Origin of the sequence: Lyngbya confervoides BDU141951 (assembly GCF_000817775.3) — a bacterium.
Taxonomy (GTDB): Bacteria; Cyanobacteriota; Cyanobacteriia; order Thermosynechococcales; family Thermosynechococcaceae; genus Lyngbya; species Lyngbya confervoides.
The window spans coordinates 1-21,477 of record NZ_JTHE03000027.1 but is presented as its reverse complement, the minus strand read 5'-3'; the positions used below and the strand labels follow the sequence as shown (position 1 = coordinate 21,477).

Sequence of the window (21,477 nt, the reverse complement as noted above, 5' to 3'; positions counted from 1 at the left end):
TTAAAATTCTCTACATTGTTAGTTAGAACTCATGAGTGTTGACATCCTTGATCAAGAAAGAAATGAGATGAAAATGCATTCTCATAATTTCGTCTTATGGAAGCGCAAATGGGAAGAACATAGGGAGTTACATACACTTAATTGGCAGTTTTGCAAACTAGCAGACACTGAAAGAGCAAGTATTCCTCTAAATTCTGGAATATATACTTTAATCATTCAACCAGGCATTGCTAGCCATCCTGCATGTTCTTATTTAATCTATGTTGGTCAAACAAAATCTCTTAATAGAAGATTTGGTGAGTATTTGAATGAAAGACAAAATGAAACAGGTAGACCAAAAATAAGCTATTGGCTGAGGCTATATCCAAATCACACTTGGTTTTATTTCTCCCTTGTTTCGAGAGAATATCTGGATGATGTAGAAGATTCTCTGCTATGTGCATACATGCCTCCAGCAAATGATCGTTTCCCGGCTACGGTTCGCAGAGTTATTAACGCTTTCTGATATGAACAAGCAACATGAACCTTTAACGCTACCTGCCCTCCGATCTCACATGGGAGACTGGATTTACTACATCACATCTATGAAAATGCGTGATATAGCCGCGAGGGTTGATGTTGCCGAAAATATCCACACAAGTAAGGCTCTCAACGAACTTATCCAACGCCAACTACAATCTACTCATTCAAATAAAATTCGCAACTATTTACTGAACCAGCCACAGAGATTTTTTAACACTTTAGTGATAGGAGTCTATGGCGGATCTCCAAAATGGTATGAACTCGATATTAAGAATAATAATTTTTTAGAGTCGGAGGAACTACCCCAGTCCATAGATGGAGTTCTAGGAATTTTGTCCTTGACAGGTTCTGAAGATTTGTTTGCGATAGATGGTCAGCATAGAGTTGTTGGAATATCAAAGGCGCTTGAGAAAAATAGTGATTTAGGAGACGAAGAAGTTAGTGCGATATTCCTTGCTCATAGCAACTCTGAGGACGGTCTTAAAAGAACTCGTAGGCTTTTTACCTCTCTAAACCGTCATGCCAAAGCTGTTAGCAAAATGGAGATTATTGCACTTGATGAAGATGACACTATCGCTATTATTACAAGAGAACTTGTTGAAAATCATGATTTATTCGCTGAGAACAAAATCTCTCTAACAAAAGGGAAGAATATTTCTCCAAATGACACAAGTAGTTTTACTACAATCGTGGCACTATATGATGCCTTGGATGTTTTTCTAAAACCTCCAAGAGGTTGGAGAGACTTTAAAAAAAGTAGACCAGAAGATAGTGTCATAAAAACTTTTTACAGTAGGGCAAGCGACCTCTGGAATGGTTTGATTGAAAACTTTGTTCCGCTAGAAGAAATAAGGGACAGTAACTCACCTGTTCAAGTTACACCAAAATATAGGAACTCAAATGGTGGGCACCTACTGTTTAGACCAGTAGGGCTTCTACTGATTGTTACTACAATACGTCAACTTGTTGACACTGGCTGGTCATTGGATCAAGCACTTAAGAGCGTATCAAAAGTCCCAATGCTGCTGAACCATGAACCTTGGTCAGGCTTGCTATGGGATTCAGTTAACCATCGAATGATAACAACGACTGAAAATCAGAAAGTTGGCTCCAAGTTGCTTTTCTATTCTGTAGGTGGAAAACTTTCAGATTTGCAAACTAGTGCTTCTGAGCTTAGAGAAGAGCTAGCTGGGTTGCTAAATAGAAGCGTTCATGAAGTTCAATTACCAAGATACTCTGATCTGTGAAATGAAGTCTCTATCTCATGAAAACTATCTTTTATGTGTGGCGAGTTTATGAGACATAGAAAAAGAAGAATTCAATTTTAACTATGCTGGCATGACTACTCAATCTTTGTGTCAAACATCGAAATGGATTGACTTTCTCCGTCAATACGGACCTATCCCTCGCAACGACAATATGTACGACGAGGTGATTCAGCGTACTTTACGGCGTAAGAAGCTTCAACCGATTACCTTTGAAACTGAGTATTTCAATGAATTACTTGATAACTTCCGTTCAGTTTCGCCCAAATCGGTCATCCTGACTGGTACGGCTGGAGATGGTAAAACCTACTACTGCCGGGAGATTTGGGAAGAGTTTGGTGGTTCAGTTGAGGATTGGCAGACAGATAGCAAAGTTCAATGCTTGATGTTGGGCGATCGCCAGCTAATTGTCATTAAAGATTTGAGCGAACTAACTCTAGACGAGAAACAGTCACTTCTACCACAAATTGCAACTGCCATTTTAGGCAAGGACATGTCCAAAATTTATCTGATTGCGGCGAATGATGGACAGTTAGTGGAAGCCTTGGCAGAAGCGGCGCAAACTGAAGAACTAGCATCTGTACGAAAGGCGATCGAAGATCTTTTAGTAGGAGATTTACGTGAGTTAGATGCCTTCCAAGTCAAACTCTACAATCTAAGCCGTCAAAGTGCTGCCGTTTTGTTTCCCCGTATTTTGAAAGCTGTTCTGGAACATCCAGGTTGGGGTGATTGTAACCAATGTGCTTATCAGAATCAGGGGTGTCCAATCTGGCAGAATAAGCAACGTTTAGAAGGAACAAATGCAGATCAAACCACACGAGAACGTTTGACTGACCTTCTCGAACTGTGCGAGCTAAATCAAACGCATCTTCCCGTTCGCCAGTTACTACTGCTAGTTGCCAATGCGCTACTAGGGCATCCTGATGCAAAAGATCGGCTGTTAAGATGCCGACAAGTTCCTGATGTCATCGCTGCTGAAACGACATCACTTGCGAGCCTTTACCGTAACATCTTTGGTGAAAATTTATCTGGACGTCGGCGGGAATCAATCGAAGTTTTCAAGGTACTGCGTGGCTTTGGTATTGGAACGGAAACTAGCAATCAAATTGACAATATTCTGATTTTCGGAGCCGATGATCCAGAATTACAGCCGTTTTATAACAATTTAGTCCTTTCTGACTTATTTTATGGAGCTGACTCAAAGTATAAAGCCCAACAGCGTTCCTACTTAGAAGGGGATGCAACCAAAGGACGGGAAGAGTTTCTTAGTGTGCTTCAAACTCAACGACAGCGGCTATTTTTCACCATTCCTAGCAACCGCACGACCGATCTGGAGCTTTGGGATCTTACAATCTTTCAATATGCCGGGGAGTATCTGACTGACCTGCATAGGGTTTTGCAAGAAGGCAAAAAGATTCCCAAGTCAATCACTTCTCGCTTGATTAGAGGACTAAATCGTATCTTTACAGGGCTGCTAGTCAGTAATCAAGATGAACTGATCTTGGCAACCTCCGGCAGCTACTCCCAAGCCAGAATTTGCAGAGTTTATGAAGAGTCTATCTCCGTTGCTCGAAAACGGGGCGAAAGCTTATCAGTTGAGCTAGATAAAAGCCGTAAGAAGCCAAGCTTAGTAGTGAGTCTTGCTTCAACGTTGGAATCAGTTCGTTTCAATCTAACCCTAACTCGGTATGAATATCTAAGCAGAGTTGCTGAAGGTGTTCTTCCAAGCAGCTTTTCACAGGAGTGCTACGAAGATGTGCTCGCTTTCAAAACTCAAGTATTTAAGCAACTTGCAGTCCGACAGTCTTCGGAGGGCGAAGAAGAAGATAGAGAAGAAACGATGAATATTCGGCTACTGGAGGTGAATAGTGCTGGTATAGCAAGTCCACGAACGCTTGAGGTTTACTTCTAATGCTTGAAATTCTTTCACGTCCTCCGCATCTTGAGCAGTCTCAACTGAATATGTGGATTGACGAGTCTATCTGGGGGCATAGACTGTACGATGAGCAAACCCCGTGGCTTTGTCTTTTGGAAATGCTTTGTATTACGCAATCAGAAGCAAGCAATGGACAAGCCTTCATAGAGAGTACACTCAACGACCTAAGATACGAGATTTATCCACGTCTCTATCTTCGCAATATCCTGTTCAACAACCCTCATATTGAGGCGATCGCTACAGAAGGTTTAGATGATAACGAGCGCTGGCAAATTTGGATGGATGCGATCGCTAGTAACGTAGGTGGTCTGGCTTCTCCTGATTTTAGCTACCTGAAATCCCGATTTGAATCTTTCGAACACTTTGTGGAAATCGTCAAATTCCTTCAATCAAATGCCATTGAGGGTGATAGTAACAAGCGGTGGAGTTCTAAATTTGTTTTTCCATACGGCCCCGATTGTCTCTATGAAGACTTGCGGGTAACTGGAGAAAAAGTGAGCAATGATCGTCGATTCTTTGGAAGAACAGGCGAACTTTTATATCTCATGCTGTGTCGAAGCGGTCGAGGTGAGGAAATTCTCTCTCATCTGGAAGGCACTGGAATAATTTCCTGTGATTACTCAAGTGAGTATCGAGGCTCCAAGTGGAACCAGTTAGTTCTTGCCCTTCAATCTCCTGCAGATCGAGGTGCGCCTAGAAATAGTGGTAGCCCTCCTTACCTTCCCTATGAGAAATTACTTGAGTATGAACAAATAGGGGATGACTGGCTCAATATTTTACGCTGTAATTTGCCCGATTACGATTCCCTACCTCATATTGTCACTATTACTGGGCTGCACCTAATTATCTACTTGTTAAGCCGCGCTAAAACAACGTTAGGTGAAGCTAGCCCACTACAGTTTGTGCTAGAGATCGTCGCGCCCAAAAAAACAACAGTGCGTGAGTTGGCGTCTGACCAATTTCAGAAAAATAATAATTTATCCCAACAGGCAGTTGAGTACATCATTTGTAGCATCACTAAGTCACGAGAGTGGCAGGAGTGTCTTAACTCCCATACCCCAATTGAGGATGCAATTGATTTGCTAGAAGAGCGTTTTGCCTGGTCTTCAAAAGAGGAGGAAGCAGACGGTTCAGGTTCACCAGAGGATCTTCTAAACTCTCTACGAGAGAGAGCCGTCAAGCGACATCAGCAACACCTCGGTAAGTTTCATGGAGTCTGGTCACGCGAAATTGGCTTGTCTTCTAGTCGGGGTAGCCGTCGCACTCGCTATGCACCTACTGATTCTTTGCTCAGAACGTTAGTACTCGCTTCCGTGCCAAATCGTATGGAATTTCAAGATTTTTTAGCGAAACTGCACGAAAAATATGGGTTTATTATTGGTGATCGCCAAGCCACAGACTTGATCAATTCCGGTGACGCTGATCGTGAAGACTTTGTAGCTAATGCTGAACGGCTTGAACGTCGACTTGCCAGTATGGGGCTACTTAAACGCCTTTCCGATGCTTGCGCCTACGTTCAAAATCCCTTTGCCTCGGAGGTGAGATAATGAAGCCTATTGAACTAATTGGTCAAGTTGCTGCTGACTTCCTGAAACGTACAATTCAATCTGACGAGACGAATGAGGGTGTTGCCAGGTTTCTACTCAATCGGCTTACTGCTCACCAGGTTGCCGCTGTATGCCAAACCATCCTCTATGATTCTGAACTTGCCCCGCTCATCAAGATTCAAGTTCCACGAGGTCTCGTAAGCGATTTCGGATTACCTGAAGAAATTCTGACCGATGAACGTACCGTTCACTTGCGCCACTCAGCTTGTGATCGCCCTGCACTACTGCTTGCCAACATCAGCGACGACCAAGCTCAGTCTCTAAATGACATCACTTCAGTCAGTGCTCAAGAACTGAAGGGACAAATTGAATACTGGATTGACCTTGCTGCAAAAGATCTGGCGATTCCCGCTGACCAAATTGAATATTGGTGTAAAGCTCTCAATGGACTCCAGAAAGTTGGTACACCCAGCCTAGAGCATTTCGCTGAATATATTGTTCAAACACGATTACACATTCTTCGTGAAAGCCTTCCAGTCATTGATGCACTTGGTTGGGCATTTCCTGCCTTGCGGCTTCCCCGCGATTCTGGCTATTTTCGTGCCATCCCTGAAACTCAGTTAGGACAAACCCAACGATGGGAAAGACTATTCCAGCAGGCGTTTACTAAACGTGCGTGTTTACTGCTTAAACAAACATCTAGTCGTAAACCAATTGACGAACAGGATCTTCAGACTGCTTTTGACAAAGTGAAGGATGACATTCCCGAAATTGCTTATCCTGCTATTCAAGCATTTATCGCTAGTTCGGCAGGATGGACTCCTGAAGCTGAAGCCATCTCTCAATATGAGTGGGAATCAGCGAACATAAACGCACTGTTTTCCGGGCTAAAAGCGCAAAAGACAGATATTGCTTCCCTAACCCTAGATTTCTTTAACGATGAATATCCTGACACGCTCACAGAATCAGAAATTGAGTATATCAATGCCCTAAAAAAACGTAATAAACGTGAAGCACTCGACGAGGATCGAGAATTTTATGACGCACACCGTCAGGAGCTTGAGGGCGATCGTAAGCTCAAGGCGAAGTGGGATAAATTTGTTTATGGACAACCCATTGAATGTACAGATTTTCTGATTGGGTTACTACAAGCCTTCGAGCGACTATTTGATCAAGCAGAAAATACTGCTGGCGTTAAATTTCTCAAAATCGAAACTCAAAAAAGTAGTAGAAAAAGTAAATGGTTAGAACTTAATGCTGATGTAGGGCGGTATTTCTGCACCCGCTACCGAGGTATTGAACAACTAACAAACCCTCATATTCAGTGGGAAACTCATTGGTTATTCAAGTACGACACATTGTTAGCAGAGACTAAAAAGAAGCAGAAAACAAAGTACCGAGAGAATACTTCGATAGCAAGAACTGCGACGGAAATCAAATTTTATATCGAGATGCGGGATGACTCCCAGGAGCTAATTGCAAAGACTCAACTGGTCTGGCGTTGTAATCCAAATTCAATTGGCATGGAATTGAGTAGTGATTTGGAACGGCTGCTCAAAAATTCTTTTCAACTGTCCCAGGTGTCACGGGAGCTAGTTAGTAAGAAGGGGCGCTTGCAGGGCATTTCTCTGTCAGAGGTCGGAACCCTAATGGCCGCATATCGTCAAGATCGTGGTTCTCTAATTAATAAATATGATCGCAAGAGCGACCTAGACAAAGCTCTTCCTAAAAAACTCAAACAAGCCGTTGCAGATGGTCGTCTCTCACAAGATGCGGAGGCAGAAATCACTATTGCTTGGGAAACTTTTGCAGAAAAATACAGAGCAGCGATCGCCAGTTTCACAAATGAAGGGCAAGGAATTGCTAGTCCAGACCTGTTGTACCAGTGTGAAGCCTATGAAAACTTGCTCAAGACTGTTTTAAATCACGTCAAAGGCGACCTAAATCGCATTGACTTCTATCAACCTATCTTGCGATTAGGATGTATCCGAGTTGAACGCGGTAAGCCTGCTGCCATTATTGCTCCCTGGCATCCCCTGAGATTAGCTTCCCTAGCGGTAAAGGTTCGCCAATTAGCAGGCCTACTTCGGTACATTATCTCTACATCAGAGGTAAACTTTGGTGATTCCCGTCTATTTTTTGCCGATCTACGAAACGAACTCGATCACCCCTACTATCCTGAAGTTTGTGTTGGCTATCGGGGGCAGCAGCCCGAGTTGTTGTCTGTATCAGATACAGTTAACGATTATAGTCTAATGGAGCGCCCCACACAGGATGAGAGCGATCGCACGACCAACGAAAATCCGGCTGAAGCAGTTGATCGCTTGCTAGGAATCATTCGCCGCTACGTAGAACTGTTGCCCCATGAGAAAACGAATCTGAGTGTCGTTCTATACCAAACCGATTCGATTAAACTGCCTCAAGCGATTGTTAACAAGCTGAGTGAAGAACTGCAAGATGATCGAGAAGAGGTTCGTTGTCAGGTTATCTTGCGCCATCGAAATGGACAAAAACTTGCTCAACTCTACGAGCAAATGTTGGAAAGCTCTGATGCTGACCCCGATGCCTTGATTGCCAGTGAGGTTTCTCAAGACTTTATGGCAAGACTGCGGATCTCGGTCATGTCCAACGACGTTCCTTCCGCAACTCCTACAAAAGGCAAGTTTGCCGACATCGTATTTCTACAAGATGCAATCTCTCGACAAGCAAAAGTGATTTGGGAAACTGCCCCTTTTAGCAACACGTCCGAAATCATGCCTCATTCACCGGCTCGGTGGTCACGTAAGCGTCCATCTGCTAAAGATGAACTTAAATCTACTGTTTACCTCGCTTGTCCCAAACAGATTGCTGTTGGGCAACTTTACCTAAATATGGTCTACAGCACTGTCGAGGGTAAAGATTGTACTCCTGATCAACATTTCTTACCTGCTCGTCAGATTTCCTTCCAAGACGAAACCACAAAGACAACCTTTGATGAAAGTCATCGTTTAGGCGAGTGGGTTGTTAATTATGATGATTTGCTGGAACGCCGACAACTTGTTAATCAGGGCGTGAAGGTTATTCGGTATCAGCAGGATCGTACCGATGAACGCAACTTCCTCGTCTCTTCAGATGCATCTCTGAATGTCCTTAAAGTCCTGGTTAAAAAACGCTTAGAAGCCTTGAATTTAGGCTTGACAAGCAACAGAATTAACACACTGGTAGAACGCCTGATTAATGAAGCTAACGCTGTTTCTGGTGACATCGTGTTACGAGCCGCAAAAAGCGGAAGATTCGCCAGTGAACTCATGGGCGTTGTTTTAAGTAAAGCCTTGATTACAGCGGAAATGGGAGCCCAAAACGCGATTGGCTGGTACTTCCTAGATGACTACGCTTCTTGGTTAGGACAGAAAGAAGGTCAAATTGCTGACATTATGGCAATTTCACCCCAGTATTGTGACAATGAGCCTATTTTGAAAGTCATTATTTCTGAGGCAAAATACGTTGATGCAGCGGGATTGACTGATGCTCGCAAGACTTCACAAAACCAACTTCGGCAAACAGTCGATCGCATTGCCGATGCCCTCTTTATTAGTCCAGGACGTCTTGATCGGGATCTCTGGCTATCCCGTCTCAGCGATCTTCTCCTCGACGGCATTGAATTTAGTTCTGATAATAAACTAAATATAGAGCAATGGCGCGAAAAAATTCGCTTAGGGACGCTTCGAATTGATTTGTCCGGCTACTCCCAAGTTTTTGTGTCGGGAACGAATGAGAGTAGTCTTGAGGGGGAGCGATCTCCGATTTCCAAAGTCGAACGCTGCTTCCAAGAAGTGTACGATCGAGATTCTGTCCGTAAACTGGTTCTAGCTTATGAATCAGGACAACCGCTCTTCCCCATAAGGGAACAGCTTGGCGACGACAAGCCTTGGACAGTAGCAGAGGCATTGCAGCCTGCTGATCGAGTCACATGGGTTTTAGAAATTGGGAAAGAAATGGCAACAACGACTCCTCCGATAACACCTGCAAAAGTTAATCCTCCTGAAAATTCTGACAGTCCTCTTCAGCTAACCCTGCCTGATCAGCCAATTGACCCTGAAACTACTATCTCTGCGGGCACCTCCCCTATTGAAAGCATAGATAGCTGGGCGAGTCCAGCACTGATTTCTTGGTGGCAGCAGGGACAGGCACAGACTAATCAAGGCGATGCAGCAGCAGAGAAATGGCTTGAGGAGGCGGCTAGAAAACTGCGGACGGCTTTATTGGGATATAATTTGCAGGCCAAAATTGAAGGGAAACGGCTGACTCCAAATGCAGCAATTGTCCGATTTAAAGGTTCAGACAATCTGAAGCTAGATGACATTGAGAAAAAGCGATCGCAACTCTTGACCACTCACGCGCTAAACGTTATTAACGTTTATGGTCAGCCTGGTGAAATCGTTGTCACTGTTGCCCGTCCCCAACGCCAGACGATCTCCCTACGAGAAGTATGGGCTAAACGAAGGGTTGATCGATTATCCTCTGGTGTGAACCTTAGCTTTGTAATTGGTGTTAAGGAGCTTGACGGTGAACTGCTTTATCTCAATCTAGGCAATAGCTTCGAGAATTTAGAACAGCACGCTCCACATACTCTGATTGCAGGAGCCACAGGAAGTGGTAAGTCCGTTCTGTTACAAAATCTCCTTCTCGATATTTGTGTATCGAACTCCCCTAAACTGGCAAGTATTTATTTGATCGACCCAAAAATGGGGGTTGATTATGTTAACATAAGCGATCTGCCTCATCTAAAAGAAGGCATTATTATTGATCAAGATCGTGCAATTGGGGTTTTAGATTTTTTGGTTGAAGAAATGGACAACCGATACCGAAAATTTCTTTCTCAGAAGGCAAAATCCTTGCAGGATTATAACAGTAAAGTGTCTGAGCAGGATAGGCTTCCGGTAATATGGCTAGTTCACGATGAGTTTGCTGAATGGATGCTGGTCGATGAATACAAAACAGCTGTATCGACAGCAGTACAACGCTTAGGGGTAAAAGCAAGAGCGGCAGGGATCCATCTTATTTTTGCGGCTCAACGTCCTGATGCGAACGTCCTTCCGGTGCAGCTTCGAGACAACTTAGGAAATCGTCTAATCCTGAGAGTCGAGAGTGTTGGCACTTCAGAAATTTCACTGGGTCAAAAAGGGGCAGAAAACCTTTTAGGGAAAGGACATCTAGCTGCTCGTCTGACCAACCAGTCTGAACTTATTTACGCTCAGGTGCCATTTCTAGCGGATGAGGAAATGGCTGTGATTGCCGAAGCTATCAAACAGCAGTGAGGAACCCTACGAAGATTTAATATACGATTCAGCATGAACGAGCAAGCGAACGCCCTTTCCACACCCATTTATTTGGATTATCAAGCAACTACGCCTACAGATCCCCGAGTTGTTAGTTTAATGCTGCATTACCTGACAGAAGAATTTGGTAACGCTAGCAGTACTGATCATGAGTGGGGTGACCGCGCTGAAACTTCTATTATGCAAGCTGCTATCCAAGTTGCAGACCTCATTGGAGCTTCACCAAGAGAAATCGTTTGGACATCCGGTGCGACCGAGAGCACCAATCTCGCAATTCAGGGGGGCTTAGATCCTAACCCAACGAAGCCTCATCGAATTGGCTTGATGGCTATCGAACATAAAGCTGTCCTCGATACTTGTCGTACTTTGGAGAAACGACGCTGGGCTGAATTGATTTATCTCCAAGTAGATTCTAAAGGTAGGCTGGACCTAGAACATTTAGAACAAGTTTGCGCTGGGGGGCTATCTTTGCTCTCTATTATGGCTGCTAACAACGAGATTGGGAATACCTACCCTCTTCAGAAAGCTGGGCAGATTGCCCAACACTATAACATTCCTTTTCTCTGTGATGCTACCCAAGCGGTTGGAAAAATTCCAATTTGCTTTCAGGACTGGGGAATCACCATGTTGGCACTCTCTGCCCATAAACTCTATGGTCCCAAAGGGACCGGTGCTCTGGTCGTTCGCAAAGGCTATTCCCTCGAACCTTTGCTGTACGGTGGTGGTCAGCAGCATGGTTTACGTCCTGGTACATTGAACGTTCCTGGAATTGTTGGTTTCGGCGAAGCCTGCCGCCTTCGTCAGCTTGAAATGAGTGTTGATGAGTCAGCGATCGCTCAGAAGCGCGATCGTCTTCAAGAACTTTTGATGGAAAATATTTCTGGCTTGGCTGTTAACGGTGATCAAGCGTCACGCTTATCTGGCAGTCTTCACATTTCTGTACCTGGTGTTCCGAACAGTGCTGTGATCGCGCGTGTCCGTCATCAACTTGCAATTTCGACTGGTTCAGCTTGCTCATCAGGGGTTGAAGCCCCCTCCCATGTCTTGCAGGCTATGAATCTTGATGACGCCCTGATTGAGGGAGCACTTCGTATCAGCATTGGGAAATTTACAACCGATGAAGAAATTGATCAATGCGCCCACATTCTGTCAACTGAGATCCACAAAATTAGAGAGGTTTTGTAAATTTATGTAACTTAGTCTGGATTAAAGAATTCGTGATTTGAGTCTGAAAATTACTAAATAGTCGTTAAATTAAGGTTCTTGGCGGATTTACAGGGCGATCGCAACCACTTCCTGAAGCAGTGTCGGCAGTGCCTGCAGGCTCAATTGGTGAATATAGAGAGCCTGCGGCAAGCGTTTCCCCACCTTACTCTCAAGACAGGCCGCTGCCCAATCCTCAAAATTTAGCGTTTGCGTTGCAGAGGTGCTAACCGCCGATTGTGATCTCATCCTGGCAACTTCTCCCAGTGGTGAATCATTGCCGTTATTGGAATAGAAAATGGCAACCTTTCCTGACCCAATTTGGCATTGCGCTTGCAGTTTAAAAAACAACAACCTGTTTGTGGACCTTCATCGGTTGCATTTTAACAATGACTCAGTTTGAATCGTCCAGTTTCTGGGTTCCACGCCAACAATACTGACAACGTCATCGTATTGACGCCTGCCTGGAGCATGGTGCTTCTTTAGTCTGTTGGACTCCATTGGATTGTTTGGGACTCGAAAATTTTGAAAGCTGCGTGTAACAATTGATGTTGTCCCTCAAGAGGTGATTCCGTTTGAGAACCCTGAGCCTATTTGAAGAGGAGCGCCTGACGCTTGCCAAGAGCATCCAACTTTCGGTGGAATCGCTCACTCATTATGGTTCTCAGTACCAGCATTGGGCGATCGCATTTTCAGGCGGGAAAGACTCCTCTGCCACGGTTACGCTCATTGCCCATCTGCTGGAATCAGGCAAAATTCCGCAGCCGCAAAGCTTGACGGTGCTGTTTGCGGATACACGGCAGGAGTTACCCCCGCTCTATTTTGCGGCGATGGATATCCTGAGTGAGCTAGAGGCGAGAGGCATCAAGACTCAGGTGGTGTTGCCCCAAATGGACCACCGCTTTTTTGTTTACATGTTAGGGCGTGGGATCCCCCCACCAAGCAACACCTTTAGATGGTGTACGCCCAAACTCAAGGTCATGAGTATGGAAAAAGCGTTGGAGCAGGTTCGTCAAGACTGTGGCGAAAAGCTTTTGATGATTACAGGCGTGCGGATTGGGGAAAGTGCCGCGCGGGATCAGCGCATAGCCATGAGTTGTACTAAGGATGGAGGGGAATGTGGGCAGGGGTGGTTTCAGCACAGTTCTGCCGATGCCATCGCAGACACCCTCGCCCCGCTCCTGCACTGGCGGGTCTGTCATGTGTGGGACTGGTTGATGTTTGAAGCGCCGCTGTTGGGGTTTTCGACGGATGCAGTGGCCACGGTGTACGGTCAAGACACCGCAGAAGGAGAGGAACCGATCAATGCCCGAACCGGCTGTATTGGTTGTCCGCTGGTTGAGCGAGATGCCGCGCTGGATCGAGTCATCGCCCAGGAGAACTGGGCCTATTTGGCTCCCTTACAAAAACTGCGCCCGCTGTATTGGCAGGTCAAAAAACCGCAATATCGCCTGCGGAAATACGACGAGCGTAAAAAAGATGGATCCTTGGCGGCGAAGCAGGGACGCTTGGGACCGCTGCATCTGGACGCAAGACGGTGGATGTTAGAGCAGATTCTAGAGATTCAAGCTGAGGTCAATGCCGCAGCGCTAAGGCTGAACCGTCCGCAGATTAGCTTAATCAATGATCAAGAACTCGCAAGAATTAAGGAGTTGATTGAAATGAATACCTGGCCACAGAAATGGGATGGAACGGAGGAACGGGGAGATGTCCTGCTTCCTGATATCTTATCGGATGGAAGTGTTCAGCCTCTTTTATTTAGCGAAGTATGAGCAAAATGACGATTGTGCAAGCGGCAAGGACGGTGATGCAATCCAGCCAGACCTCTATGACGGCTGCTGAGATTACCGCAGCTATTTTGGCGCAAAGGCTTTATGAATTTAAGGCGAAATCACCCAAGGATATTGTGCGCAGCGCGATTGAGCGTCATTGTGAAGGCGTGACCCGAAAAAACTCTGCCAAAGAAAAATATTTTCGCAAAGAATCGCCTGGAATCTACGCACTTATTCAAGAGTTGTAACCAATCGTCAGCTTACAGTATCAGGATTAATTCCTAGCTCCTCTAGTTTTGTCCTAAGTGCATCAGCCTGTTTTTGAGCTTGGTCGGCTCGCTCCGTTGGAGTAGGGACAAGCGCCTGATCGGAACTAAAAAATTGAAGCTGATGGTTATGAATTCCTAGAAATAGCTTCAACTGCTCACTCCATATCTGGCCGTCAGCGGTTGGATAGCTCTTTGTTGTCCTCACGATCGACTCTGGCGGTGCTGTTGGAAAGCAGTTCAATAATGAGATTGGGGTATTTCCCTCCCTCAACCCAGGTCATCCAGCTGCGTCGGGGATGATTCTTTGCACCCAACACCACGAAGAAATCTGGCCCCCGAAAATCACGGGTCGTACTTACCCATCAAAATAGTATCTCTAGTTTAAAGGGTAGACCGGCGATCGCCCTGCTTCAATCCAGGCTCAGCTGGATCAGGGCTTCAATGGATTTGAGGTTCGGATCTCCCGCTAGATAGCCGATGCCTCGATGCAGGTGTAGGCGAAACTGAGCCGCAAGGGTCTCAGGATCTGTCTCAAGTCCATCATTGTGGCAACGTTGTTTAAGGGCCATGAGAAGTGGATCGGCGATCGCCCCTCCAAAGACTTGCCAACTCATTTCCAGATTGCTATCGGCGGGAATCGGCACAGGAGAGGGGGGTGAGGGTTCCGCTAACGAACGACATAGCGCCCAGCGACAGAGAATATTCCACTGATCAATTTTCGTGACCCGTTTAAGCTTAACCAATTGATCTCTCGCCGTCTGGGAGAGTTTAATGCGTTCAAGGGGAGCGTCCATGAGTATGGCAACGATAATGTTGTGCAGTCAGTCTACCAGAAGTAGCCTGGTCTAATGGTGGTACAGCGTTGCTTTGCATCATAGTCCAGGCGGTAATCCCTGGCGATCGCATTATTCTGACGCAGGAGCGCTACCTCTGACTGACCAATTTCCGTATCGGTTGAGAGGAGGATCACCTGATGGCTGGCATCGGGAAAATAGCGTTCGATCAGGTTGTGGCGATGGGCGGAATCCAGGCGTCCCAGGGGGGTGTCAATGATAATCGGAATTTGCCGCCCTGCGGCTCTTGCCAGTCCCCAGAGGAGGGAAACAGCAAGAATTTGCTTTTCTCCGGCAGACAGTCGGTGTTTAGGAACCCGCTGACCCTCATGGTCGTACAGCGCTAGCCCAAAGGTTTCCGGATCAATCACCACCCGATGGATCAGGTTCTCTTTGTGCAGGAGATAGCGGAAACATTCTGTGATTCGGGTTTCGAGCTGACCTAGCTTGCGCTGGGTTAACTTTTCTCGAAATAAGTCGAGGATTTTTTGGACCTTGTCAGCTGCTTGAATGAGATGTTCGCTATTGCGCTGTTCCAGGGTTTGTTCACTGAAGGTAGATAGCTCTTTTTTGATACTGGCGATTCCCCGTTCTAACCGGGAACATTGCTGTTGAGATTGATCGCGTTCAAATTGACGCTGATCTCGCTGATCTTGAGCTTTTTGGAGAGCCTGCTTCAGCTTTTCATAGGTTTCTGGAGAGGCAGCGGTGGCTAGTTGCTGTTCCATTGCCTCAATAGATTCTACTAGCGTTTTTTTGGCCGTCAGGATCTGCTGAGCTTGATGAATGACCAGGGGAAGTTGGTGGTTGAGCAGGGTCTCTAGTGAATGGAGTTGATCGCTATCGACATCGAGCCACAGGTCTGCGGTTTCTGCTTCGGCGTTGAGAGTTTGGTTTTCCTGATCCATGAAGTTTTGGATGGCTGTTTGATGCTTTTTGGCCACCCTGATTTCTGCCAATAGGTCAAGTAGGCGCTGTTCGCGTTCAGTGAGCAAATCTCGGGCCATTTCGACTTGCTTGCGTCTCACTTCTTTTTTGGCCTGCTGATGAGCTTGCTCAAGTAAAGGCTGGATCAGCGCCAGCGGTATGACTTGACTGGCTAAGTCCTGAAGAGTTTGACGGTTGTCCAGATGTTGAGTTTCCAGCGCTTTGAGCTGTGCTTCAAGATGGGGGCGATCGCTAGCGATTTGTCCCCCTTGAGTCACAAAGCTGTGCTGGGCAACCTTGAGGTCGTCCTCGGCAACGGCTAGATCATCAATGAGATCTTGCAATTTAGATTGCTCAGCTTTGAGTTCCGATTGCGTAGCGGTGAGTTTCTGGTCAATGGCGCGGAGCTGTTTAAGCTCGGTGGAGTTAGCGATCGCTTTTCGTTTACGGCTCACCAGCACCTCTAGATCAATGGAAAGACGGTCCGCCAGTTCCAATCCAAGGATGGAACGCATGGCGTCAACCACGCTGGGCGTGGGGGCCGTTTGTTCCGCCAATTCTTTGATCTGCTCTCCATCAAATAGAAACAGGTTAGAAAGGCCCAGGGGCATCAAAGCTTCAATCCACTCGTCCCAGGTTTTTGTCAGGGCTTCATCGTGCCAGCCGTCCACCAGCACTTGCAGAACATCGCGACCACCCCTGGGCGATCGATTCCAGGTTCGCTGCACCCGGATGGTTTTAATGCGGTGGTCGAGAATGTGATCAAACGCGAGTTCAATCAAGGCTTGGGCGTCAGAGGCCGTGTGGTGATTGACGCACTGGGTCAGAAAATCCCCATAGCTGAGGTTGCGGCGGGTGGAGCATTGCGATCGCTGTCCATAGAGGGCAAGGCGAATGGCGTCGAGGAGCGTGGTTTTTCCGCCCCCGTTCATGCCGCCAAGCAAAACGATTGCTGGAGCGTTTTCTGAGAAAGGGAGACTCAGATCTAAGATTTGCCGTCCTTGGTAGGGGCCAAAGTTTTGGAGAATGAGTTCCCGAAAGATCATGGCTGGTCTGCTAAGGGAACAACTGTAATGAGGTGGGAAAAACGAGCAAAGTCTTTGACATTATGGCTTAACAAGCGGCTGACACCAACGGTTAGCATCGTGGCGACAATATTTGCGTCATGAATTTGTTTTCCCCCTGATGGCGTATCCTGTAAAATTTGCAGGAGCGTCTGGGTGACCTGAGAATTGTCTTCAGCGATGCTAAAAGTGTGTTCAAAGTAATGAATTCTCTCAGCGATCAAGTGCATCGGCTGACTAATCAGAAACAACTGGGGCCGAGTTAGTGTCGCAATAAATTCTCTGAGAATTTGTCGACTGATCCAAATCTCAGCATGACTGGTCTGTAACTGCTGGAGCGTCTCTAAGGCTTGCGGATGCAGGGGAGCGGAAGTGACATTGGCATACACCAGGATATTGGTGTCCAAAAAAATCGGGCTATCGTCCAAAGTCACCGTACATGTCCTCACGTCTCAAGGATAAATTGGCAGGCCATGGACCATAGTCATCGACAGGAAAGTCTAGCGATTGATTTGGCATTTCTTTGGGTTTAGCTTTTTTAATCACTAACGTGATCTCATAATCACCAGCCTCTACATCTGGAGGAACGTCAATCGTGATTTGGTGAGCCGGATTAACTGTTGCAATGGTTTCAATCGTTTTCATAGGACTCATTCCTGATGAAGAAAGTTAATTCTATTGTTGCCTAAATTTCAGGTCTGCCCAGGTTATTTCCTCAATCATATCTACATCGCCAGCTTCTACGGCATTTTTCAGATCGCGCTTTTGATGAGCTTGGTCAATGGCTTCCGATTGAGTCCGAGAACTAGACATGAAGCATTGCTCTAGGTCATCATAAATACCGACGCGACGTCCCATCGTGGCATATTGGCGTTCAGTATCGAGGAGTTTTGCCATCAGTTCTAGCTGCATGGGATGATCACAGATTTCCTCAAGGACATTCCATTCATCACTACCCAGTTGACTATCATCGGCACCAGGACGGGGATCTTTGAAGATTTCGCCTGTGATTTCGCGGTAGATGCGAGGTAGAGAGTCATCAAATTCGTGTTTTTCTTCTCGCCAGATACGACGAATTTCGCTGAGTTCATCCAGAGAAATAAGCTGGATATCCTTCATCTCTGGGGGGGCATTCAATCTGGCGAGTTTTTGGACTGTGAGTAATCGCCTCAACCACTCTTCCCGCCACTGTTTAGTATAGGGGCCAGGAATAGGAATGACTTCTGTCTCCCCATTACCTCGACTGCGTTCAAAGAGCTGCACTTTACCAGACATTCGACGAAAGTCTCGGCGATCATGGTCATTGTAGACATCAAGTTCATTGCGTAAGTCCAATAAGGGCTGCATCCACTCTTTATCTTCATCATTTTGGATCATTGCCTCCATCGAGCTATCACGGTTCACTAATGTACAAACCCAACATCCAAACCGAGAACTGCCGCAGCTTGGCGTTGATGTATCAATTACAAAGGGACACTCGTTATCTGGTGTTGCACCTTTATAAAGTGTAAAAAGGTCATGATTACTATGTCCCCAAGGATTTTCCCATTGCATAAGATATAACCAGACTTCATCATCACGCCAATCTGCAATTGGGCTGTAGATTAGTGAGTTTGGATGATGGCCTCGATAGAGAAGTGAGTCTTTTAGGGAGGTTTCATTGCTATCTAGTCTATCGCTAACTCGGGCAATTTCTCGATCAGACATTACTCCTGCACGTCTGGAGCTTTCTGCTGTACGTGTGCCCAAAACAATAATCACTTCACCACTATGACGCACAGTCTCCTTTATAAATTGTTCTGCTGGATTAATTTTCAATCGTTCTGTACACCAACGAAACATATGGCGTGGGGCAGGATAACCCTTGCCAATAAGATTAACCCAATAGGTATCTTTCAATGCCGGGGTTAATAAATTTGTATCAAATGGTAAGTTTTGATTCTGGGCAGAACAATCAAGTTGTTTAAGAGACTGGCGAACCCAAGAAGCCACAACAGGATTTTCAACTAGAGTATCTGTTGTCACTATAAAAATTGGCTTAGTTCTTTGACCTTCGGGGAGTGTTGAAATCGCATTCCAAATAAGTTGCAGCACGCAAGTGCTGTCCTTCCCCCCAGAATAACCAATTATCCAAGGTATTGAATCATTACAGTACAATTTCTGAATTTCGTCTGTTATATGGAAAAGTGAATCCAGAAACTTGTATATTGTGCGTCCATTCACAGAGGAATTCATTTTTCTTCACACTCATTCAAATCCTAAGACAAAAATCAGTAATCCAAACGCCAGACCTGACAGGCCACTTTTGCTAGTTCCTTTTGCCTATCTTCAATTTCTGATATGCCCCAAACACTGTATTTTTCAAGATCTTTAGTAATTCTCAAGCTTGACTTTTTATATGCTTCTTTCATTTTGCTTTCAAACAAAGAATTTCCTAGCTTCCTATTCGGAACTGAGTCTAAAAGAGTCATATTTCCAAGACGATTTATATAGAGTTTATAATCTTTATTGTTTATATCCAAAAGCCATTTTCTGCCCGGATTTCTTGGTAATATATGTTCTAGATTTAGATCTGAGCCATTAGAATTTGTCACCAATTCTTTGCTATTCATCAAGTAGTCATTTAATGAACACAGAATATATCTGCACAAAGGCGGATTATTGCTAATGACTTTATGAGAAAAAGAGTCGGTGAATATTTTATCATCAGGATAAAAATCTGAAAGTATTTCAAATACCGATTGAGCTGTCTTTGGTTTTTTATCTCGAATGTATATTGCAGCTTTACTATAAGCATCTTCTAATGGAGTTGGCCTAGAACCACAGATGACGTTATATCGGAAAGAAATCACAACCATCATCTTTAGTATTTTTCTAAATACTTCCTCCTCAACACTTTCCCATGCTGCCAACAAAACTGAGTAGCACAAATTAACTTTGAATACCTGTAATGCTTCAATATCAGCACGAAGGTTAGAGCTTGAATGCCATAGTGAACTTTGAGAATCAAAGAAAGAACTATATACTTCTGCTGAGTCAGTAAGCTCATTAACAAACTTAATTACATCTGTCTGTTTTCTAACGTGGTTTCGAAGCGTATGATACAGGTCCTTTTCTCGAATAACAGCATATTTTGATAGCCAATAATGCCTAATAAATTTAGTTAACTGAAATCTTTCTACCAAAAAATTCATGTCTTCCCATTTTTTCTTTACTTCCTTAAGCTTATTGCCAGCCTTGGAAAAAAGATAATTTTTTAGAAGATCAGATACAGAAAGATCTAATCCTCTATCGTTCAGCGTTTCAAATATTAAATAAGCATTTGCCTCATCTGGGACAGAAATAACTATCACAATAAAATTACTTCTTATGCACTCAACAATTTGTTTTAATGCAATAATTTGATTTGACTGATTTTCAATAAAAGTCAAGACTAATGTCCTCAAGTTCAGATAGGCTTGTATCAATAACCTATTTGACTGATTCAAGTTTTTTGATCGAGCCTTCTTTAGAAGAACCTCTACTTCTCTGTTCTTGAGGACTATTTCACTATAAATATCATTATTGGTTTCATTTAATATAAGTTTTGGCTCTAAATCGTATGTTTCCATGTTCATGGTTCCTAGATATCTTTCAGATACCAAAGTTGCCAATGTTTCTTCCTTTTTTTCATTCTTAGCAATATCCCTGATTGCACACATTAACAGTGATATTGTCACCAATCTTTGCTGACCGTCAATGAGCATTTCTGGCTTATGAGAATTTTTTACTACAATTGCTCCCATAAAATGTTCACTACGCTTTTCCTTGATCGTATCGGTGATATCTTGCCATAACTGATCGACCTCGACCTTTGTCCACGAATAATCGCGTTGAAAAGTTGGGACTGAATAGCAAAAATCATCACTAGTGAGCAATTTACCTAGGTTCTGAGAAGAGCAGTCAATATTAGCCGGCATAACATCATTATTGTCTTATTAGTAGCTGATAAATCTGATTTGAGTATTTGAAACTTTCTAACGTAAGAGAGCCTATTAATTCTGTTATTTGGATGCTAGCAACAGTAGACTTTCAGAATAATCAACAACGCCATTAAGCTTCGAATTTAAGATATCAAGACCTGCATTAGCATACTCTTCAAAAACTCTGATTTGCTGAACTTCTATATCTTCATTTCCAGCTAAACTTTTTGGGTCTTGAGTTGAGGCAACTGAGAGTAAGTGAATCAACGCTTCATATTTCCTTGAAATGAAATGCTCTTTCGGAATTGGATCTGGATTACTCGATATTTCGTCTAAAGGAGATCTTTTTCCTTGTTGGGCTCCTAAGGCTGCCGCATAGGCTATGACGTCAGCATAAGTCTGAAAAGGGCCATTGGAATCACTCCCTTCCTTCAATGCTCTTACCAAATCCGCTTTATCCTTTGGAATCCGCACTCTTGTGTCAGCCATCACACACATTCTAAAATTTCTACCATTTTAGTCCGAAAAATTAGCTAAACTCTCCGAAATCTCAAATTTCAACAAAATTAAAGCTTTATCGGGCAAATCTCTTGATCAAACTCTCACGCGATTCAGTCAACAAAGCCGCCATAAACTCAGTGGAAGACTCCTGTGCCAAATGCTCAACCACTTGAACTAACTCAACATCCAACTTCCCAAATCGATTGATAAGCACCGCCTCAATCATGCTGCGCTGTGCTTCCTGACGTCCCTCCTCGCGCCCTTCCTCGCGCCCCTCCTCGCGTCCTTCCTCTAACGCCTCCTGATAAACCTTCGTCTCCTTCAACAAATTTAGGCCCAGCATATTCTCAATTTCCTC

At 44.7% G+C, this 21,477-nt stretch carries 16 protein-coding genes and 2 pseudogenes; 8 read left to right on the top strand and 10 right to left on the bottom strand.

The genetic code is table 11. From position 1 onward, the window contains the following. Nucleotides 1–31 precede the first annotated feature (31 nt). The 6 genes from QQ91_RS04045 to QQ91_RS04020 all read left to right on the top strand — a co-directional run bounded on the left by QQ91_RS04045 (nt 32) and on the right by QQ91_RS04020 (nt 11,773). Complete coding sequence (locus tag QQ91_RS04045) at nt 32–505, top strand: GIY-YIG nuclease family protein (protein ID WP_166280340.1); 474 nt, start codon at nt 32–34, stop codon at nt 503–505. Nucleotide 506: 1 nt separating this feature from the next. Next, complete coding sequence (locus QQ91_RS04040; RefSeq protein WP_201277315.1) at nt 507–1,769, top strand: DGQHR domain-containing protein; 1,263 nt, start codon at nt 507–509, stop codon at nt 1,767–1,769. Between the two features lie 91 nt (nt 1,770–1,860). Then, nucleotides 1,861–3,699, top strand: coding sequence for a hypothetical protein (locus QQ91_RS04035; RefSeq protein WP_166280336.1), 1,839 nt, complete (start codon nt 1,861–1,863; stop codon nt 3,697–3,699). Next, nucleotides 3,699–5,270: a hypothetical protein gene (locus QQ91_RS04030; RefSeq protein ID WP_166280334.1), complete on the top strand. Its 1,572-nt coding sequence runs from the start codon at nt 3,699–3,701 to the stop codon at nt 5,268–5,270. Before QQ91_RS04035 ends, QQ91_RS04030 begins: the two co-directional genes overlap by 1 nt. Beyond that, complete coding sequence (locus QQ91_RS04025) at nt 5,270–10,567, top strand: FtsK/SpoIIIE domain-containing protein (protein WP_166280332.1); 5,298 nt, start codon at nt 5,270–5,272, stop codon at nt 10,565–10,567. Before QQ91_RS04030 ends, QQ91_RS04025 begins: the two co-directional genes overlap by 1 nt. Nucleotides 10,568–10,600: 33 nt before the next feature. After that, entirely contained in the window at nt 10,601–11,773 is a 1,173-nt protein-coding gene (locus tag QQ91_RS04020; RefSeq protein WP_166280330.1) for a cysteine desulfurase family protein, read from the top strand. An 87-nt stretch (nt 11,774–11,860) separates the two neighbouring features. On the opposite strand, the gene QQ91_RS04015 is transcribed toward QQ91_RS04020, so the two are convergent. Further along, nucleotides 11,861–12,040 carry a hypothetical protein gene (locus QQ91_RS04015; RefSeq protein WP_166280328.1) on the bottom strand — a complete coding sequence of 60 codons (180 nt, stop codon included), beginning with the start codon at nt 12,038–12,040 and terminating at the stop codon, nt 11,861–11,863. 326 nt (nt 12,041–12,366) lie between these two features. Here QQ91_RS04015 and QQ91_RS04010 point away from each other — a divergent pair, with 326 nt between their 5' ends. Then, the gene (locus QQ91_RS04010; RefSeq protein ID WP_166280326.1) at nt 12,367–13,563 is read left to right on the top strand and encodes a phosphoadenosine phosphosulfate reductase domain-containing protein; all 1,197 of its coding nucleotides are present in this window, start codon (nt 12,367–12,369) and stop codon (nt 13,561–13,563) included. Nucleotides 13,564–13,568: 5 nt separating this feature from the next. Then, nucleotides 13,569–13,811, top strand: coding sequence for an HTH domain-containing protein (locus tag QQ91_RS04005; protein WP_166280324.1), 243 nt, complete (start codon nt 13,569–13,571; stop codon nt 13,809–13,811). Between the two features lie 7 nt (nt 13,812–13,818). Here QQ91_RS04005 and QQ91_RS21790 read toward each other — a convergent pair. The 9 genes and pseudogenes from QQ91_RS21790 to QQ91_RS03960 form a co-directional block, all read right to left on the bottom strand. Continuing rightward, nucleotides 13,819–14,176, bottom strand: a pseudogene (locus QQ91_RS21790) (Uma2 family endonuclease); the annotation flags it as partial. Nucleotides 14,177–14,242: 66 nt separating this feature from the next. Next, on the bottom strand, nt 14,243–14,626 hold the full coding sequence (gene dndE / locus QQ91_RS03995; protein ID WP_166280322.1) for a DNA sulfur modification protein DndE: 384 nt from the start codon (nt 14,624–14,626) through the stop codon (nt 14,243–14,245). A 32-nt stretch (nt 14,627–14,658) separates the two neighbouring features. Beyond that, nucleotides 14,659–16,638, bottom strand: a complete 1,980-nt coding sequence (gene dndD, locus QQ91_RS03990; protein ID WP_166280320.1) for a DNA sulfur modification protein DndD — start codon at nt 16,636–16,638, stop codon at nt 14,659–14,661. Then, a complete protein-coding gene (locus tag QQ91_RS03985; protein WP_201277313.1) occupies nt 16,635–17,090 on the bottom strand; it encodes a type II toxin-antitoxin system VapC family toxin in 456 nt (151 codons plus the stop codon). The genes dndD and QQ91_RS03985 overlap by 4 nt, the downstream gene beginning before the upstream one ends. Next, on the bottom strand, nt 17,074–17,301 hold the full coding sequence (locus QQ91_RS03980; RefSeq protein WP_166280318.1) for a hypothetical protein: 228 nt from the start codon (nt 17,299–17,301) through the stop codon (nt 17,074–17,076). Before QQ91_RS03980 ends, QQ91_RS03985 begins: the two co-directional genes overlap by 17 nt. 30 nt (nt 17,302–17,331) lie before the next feature. After that, a complete protein-coding gene (gene dndC, locus QQ91_RS03975) occupies nt 17,332–18,891 on the bottom strand; it encodes a DNA phosphorothioation system sulfurtransferase DndC (protein ID WP_166280316.1) in 1,560 nt (519 codons plus the stop codon). Between the two features lie 35 nt (nt 18,892–18,926). Further along, nucleotides 18,927–20,615: a DUF262 domain-containing protein gene (locus QQ91_RS03970; protein ID WP_166280314.1), complete on the bottom strand. Its 1,689-nt coding sequence runs from the start codon at nt 20,613–20,615 to the stop codon at nt 18,927–18,929. An 84-nt stretch (nt 20,616–20,699) separates the two neighbouring features. Next, on the bottom strand, nt 20,700–21,107 hold the full coding sequence (locus QQ91_RS03965) for a DNA phosphorothioation-associated protein 4 (protein WP_166280312.1): 408 nt from the start codon (nt 21,105–21,107) through the stop codon (nt 20,700–20,702). A gap of 85 nt (nt 21,108–21,192) precedes the next feature. Next, nucleotides 21,193–21,477 (bottom strand): annotated as a pseudogene (locus QQ91_RS03960) (hypothetical protein); the annotation flags it as partial.